This is a genomic window from Pararhizobium sp. (assembly GCF_035497515.1).
In the GTDB taxonomy this organism is placed as follows: Bacteria; Pseudomonadota; Alphaproteobacteria; order Rhizobiales; family Rhizobiaceae; genus Pararhizobium.
The window spans coordinates 1-3,287 of sequence record NZ_DATJDJ010000045.1; the positions used below are offsets into that span (position 1 = coordinate 1).

A 3,287-nucleotide genomic window follows, 5' to 3' on the forward strand; every position below is an offset into this window, starting at 1 on the left:
CTGGCCATTGTCCTCGATGCGTGCCAGCGTTTCGCTGTCGGCAAAGAAATTTCCGTCATGGTGGGCGACAGGGCTGCGAATGATCTGGCCCTTTTCATAGGCGCGGCTGAAATCGGTGTCGGCGTTGACCACTTCCAGCAGTACTTCCTTGCAGACGAATTTGAGTGAGGCATTGCGCATCAGCGCGCCCGGAAGGAGACCTGCTTCGACAAGAATCTGGAAGCCGTTGCAGACGCCGAGCACCTTGACGCCGGCCTCGGCCTTCGCCTTGATCGCCTGCATCACCGGCATGCGCGCGGCGATCGCACCGCAGCGCAGATAATCGCCATAGGAAAAGCCACCGGGAATGACGATCAGATCGACATCAGGAATTTCCGTTTCGGTCTGCCAGATGGTGACCGGCGCCGTGCCGGAAATCTTGGTGAGCGCCGTAATCATGTCGCGGTCGCGATTAAGGCCTGGAAGCTGGACGACGGCTGATTTCATGGGTGCAGTTCAAACCTGGATTGGGCCTCGGCAAGCTCGCGCAGTTCGAGGCGGTTTTCGATACGGTCGAGGCGCATTTCATGTCTCGCGAGAACGCCGTAGATATTGTGAATGTCCTGCTGCATCGAAACCATTGTTCCGCGCATCGCATTCAATTCCAAGCGGATTTCCCGTTGACCTTCCTTCAAGCCGGCAACGTCGGTGTGAATGCGCTTCAGCAATTCATACATCAGATCGCTTGTGACTTCGGCCATCCAGCACCTCTTTCAACCATCAGGCGAGTGAGATAGTGTAATTCTCAATCACCGTGTTTGCCAGAAGTTTCTCGCACATCGCCTTTACCTCGGCCTCGGCCTTGGCGCGGTCGGCGGTCTCGATCTGCAGATCGAAAACCTTGCCCTGGCGGATGTGGCCGATGCCGTCGAAGCCGAGCGCGCCGAGCGCGCCCTCGATGGCCTTGCCCTGCGGATCGAGAACACCGTTCTTCAGCGTCACAGTTACGCGTGCGTTGATCACTGTCGCTCTTCCTGCCTATTTCACCAGTACGGGGCCTGAGCCACGCGGCGGTTCGTTCTCGTTCATGATGCCAAGCCGGCGGGCCACTTCCTGGTAGGCCTCGACGAGGCCGCCCATGTCGCGGCGGAACCGGTCCTTATCCATCTTTTCCTTGGTCTCGACGTCCCAGAGGCGGCAGCTGTCCGGCGAAATCTCGTCGGCCAGGATAATGCGCATCATGTCGCCCTCGAACAGGCGTCCGCATTCGATCTTGAAATCGACGAGCTGGATGCCGACGCCGAGGAACAGGCCGGTAAGGAAGTCGTTGATGCGGATGGCGAGCGCCATGATGTCATCGAGTTCCTGTGGGCTTGCCCAGCCGAAGGCGGTGATATGCTCTTCGGAGACCATCGGGTCATCGAGCGCATCGGCCTTGTAGTAGAATTCGATGATCGAGCGCGGCAGTACCACGCCTTCGTCGATGCCGAGGCGCTTGGCAAGCGAGCCGGCGGCCACATTGCGCACGACGATCTCGAGCGGGATGATTTCCACTTCTTTGATCAGCTGCTCGCGCATGTTGAGGCGGCGGATGAAGTGCGTGGGAATACCGATCTTGTTCAGATGCGTGAAGATATATTCCGAAATCCGGTTGTTCAGCACGCCCTTGCCGTCGATGACGTCGTGTTTCTTCTTGTTGAAGGCGGTGGCATCGTCCTTGAAGAACTGGATCAGCGTGCCCGGCTCAGGACCTTCGTAAAGGATCTTGGCCTTGCCTTCGTAGATACGGCGGCGACGGTTCATGAATATCGTCTCTATGGTTGTCGGCGCGCTTGGGCAGCGCCAAGGGTATTTTCTAATCGGGTCCTTAGCCCAAAAGAATTCATTTCACAATCGGCCTGTCACTTGATCCGGTGAATTAGCGAAAAGCCAGGCACCTGAAGCGGCCGCGCGGAAACATCGCATTGCACTTTTCACCGGCTTTTGGTTTAAGGGCGGCCAAGCCATTTAGAGCTCCGTTTCAGGAGAGAGAGAGGATGACGACCAATATGCAGGACCGTGAAAAGGCGTTTGAAGCGAAGTTTGCGCTGGACGAGGAGCTGAAATTCAAGGCCGAGGCGCGGCGCAACAAGCTGCTCGGCCTGTGGGCCGCCGAACTTCTGGGCAAGAGCGATCCGGCCGCCTATGCGGCAGATGTCATTGCGGCCGATTTCGAGGAAGCCGGGCATGAGGACGTGGTGCGCAAGATCCGCGCCGACTTCGACGCGGCCGGCATCGCCCAGACCGACGAACAGATTCGCACGAAGATGCTTGAACTTCTCTCTGAGGCCGTCACTCAGGTCCAGAACGGCTGATTTGACGATGACTGCCCAAACCGCCCGCCCGCCGGGCGGTTTTTCTATGCCTTGAAGTCTCGCTTGATGAGATCGCGCAGTCTTTCCGCCGGCATTTCGGCAGGCAGCCAGCTGCGCGCGCGGATGAAGGCTTCCAGTTCCGGTTTCGGCATGGGCCTGGCGAAGGCATAGCCCTGCAGGATGTCGCAGCCGAGATCACGCAGCATATCGGCATGGAGGCGGGTTTCCACCCCTTCCGCCACCACGTCGATATTCAGCGAATGGCCGATATCGATGATCGACCCCACCAGCTTTCGTTGTTCGGGAGATTCGGTGATCGGCTTGATCAGGGCGCGGTCGATTTTCAAGCGGCTTGGATTAAGCTTCATCAGGCCGATGATCGACGCATGCCCCGTTCCGAAATCATCGATTTCGATCTCGATGCCGAGGGCTTTCAGGTCCGCAAGCGTTCTTGACGCAGCCTCGTCGAGATCATCGAGAAAAATCGATTCCAGCAGTTCGAACGAGAGTTTCCCGGAGGGTATGCGCAACTGCTCCAGGCTTTCGATCAGGCCTGCCTCGCGCAGCCGGGGCGAGGAGACGTTGACCGAAATGCGCGGAATGGACAGGCCCTGCGCTTCCCAATCGGCGAAATGTCGCAGCGCCAACTCAGCGATGTGGCGGTCGATGATCGTCAGCGCATTGATATCCTCGGCGATCTTCAGGAAATAATCCGGTGCAAGCAGGCCATTTCTCGGATGCATCCAGCGGGCAAGCGTCTCGACGCCCGCGATCTCCAGCGTGCGGGCATTGAATTGCGGCTGGTAGAACGGGACGAATTCGCCGTCTTCCAGTCCCTTGATGATGTCGTCCGCGGTGCGCTTGGCATGGTGGATCTGCGTCTGCAACTGCTTGGTGAAGAACTCGTAGCGATTGCGGCCGAGACCCTTTGCACGGTACAGGGCGATATCGGCA

At 58.4% G+C, this 3,287-nt stretch carries 6 protein-coding genes; 1 reads left to right on the forward strand and 5 read right to left on the reverse strand.

The genetic code is table 11. The features are described from left to right. From purQ to purC, 4 genes are all read right to left on the reverse strand, one after another. Window positions 1–486: phosphoribosylformylglycinamidine synthase subunit PurQ (gene purQ / locus VL202_RS04800; protein ID WP_325463023.1), on the reverse strand; the 486-nt coding region annotated here is incomplete at its 3' end. After that, window positions 483–740: a hypothetical protein gene (locus VL202_RS04805; protein ID WP_325463024.1), complete on the reverse strand. Its 258-nt coding sequence runs from the start codon at window positions 738–740 to the stop codon at window positions 483–485. The genes VL202_RS04805 and purQ, both read right to left, overlap by 4 nt. A gap of 19 nt (window positions 741–759) precedes the next feature. Then, window positions 760–1,002 carry a phosphoribosylformylglycinamidine synthase subunit PurS gene (purS, locus tag VL202_RS04810; RefSeq protein WP_325463025.1) on the reverse strand — a complete coding sequence of 81 codons (243 nt, stop codon included), beginning with the start codon at window positions 1,000–1,002 and terminating at the stop codon, window positions 760–762. Window positions 1,003–1,017: 15 nt separating this feature from the next. Then, window positions 1,018–1,782, reverse strand: a complete 765-nt coding sequence (gene purC, locus VL202_RS04815; RefSeq protein WP_056335198.1) for a phosphoribosylaminoimidazolesuccinocarboxamide synthase — start codon at window positions 1,780–1,782, stop codon at window positions 1,018–1,020. A gap of 233 nt (window positions 1,783–2,015) precedes the next feature. Between purC and VL202_RS04820 the strand changes: the two genes are divergently transcribed. Continuing rightward, complete coding sequence (locus tag VL202_RS04820) at window positions 2,016–2,333, forward strand: DUF1476 domain-containing protein (RefSeq protein ID WP_056335195.1); 318 nt, start codon at window positions 2,016–2,018, stop codon at window positions 2,331–2,333. 44 nt (window positions 2,334–2,377) lie between these two features. On the opposite strand, the gene VL202_RS04825 is transcribed toward VL202_RS04820, so the two are convergent. Then, on the reverse strand, window positions 2,378–3,287 hold a 910-nt coding region (locus VL202_RS04825; RefSeq protein WP_325463026.1), incomplete at its 5' end, for a cyclic diguanylate phosphodiesterase.

What these genes read in the sequence shown, in the direction of transcription:
- VL202_RS04820 (WP_056335195.1), top strand. Translation starts at nt 2,016, where the DNA reads ATGACGACCAATATGCAGGACCGTGAAAAGGCGTTTGAAGCGAAGTTT.
- VL202_RS04805 (WP_325463024.1), bottom strand. Translation starts at nt 740, where the DNA reads ATGGCCGAAGTCACAAGCGATCTGATGTATGAATTGCTGAAGCGCATT.
- purC (WP_056335198.1), bottom strand. Translation starts at nt 1,782, where the DNA reads ATGAACCGTCGCCGCCGTATCTACGAAGGCAAGGCCAAGATCCTTTAC.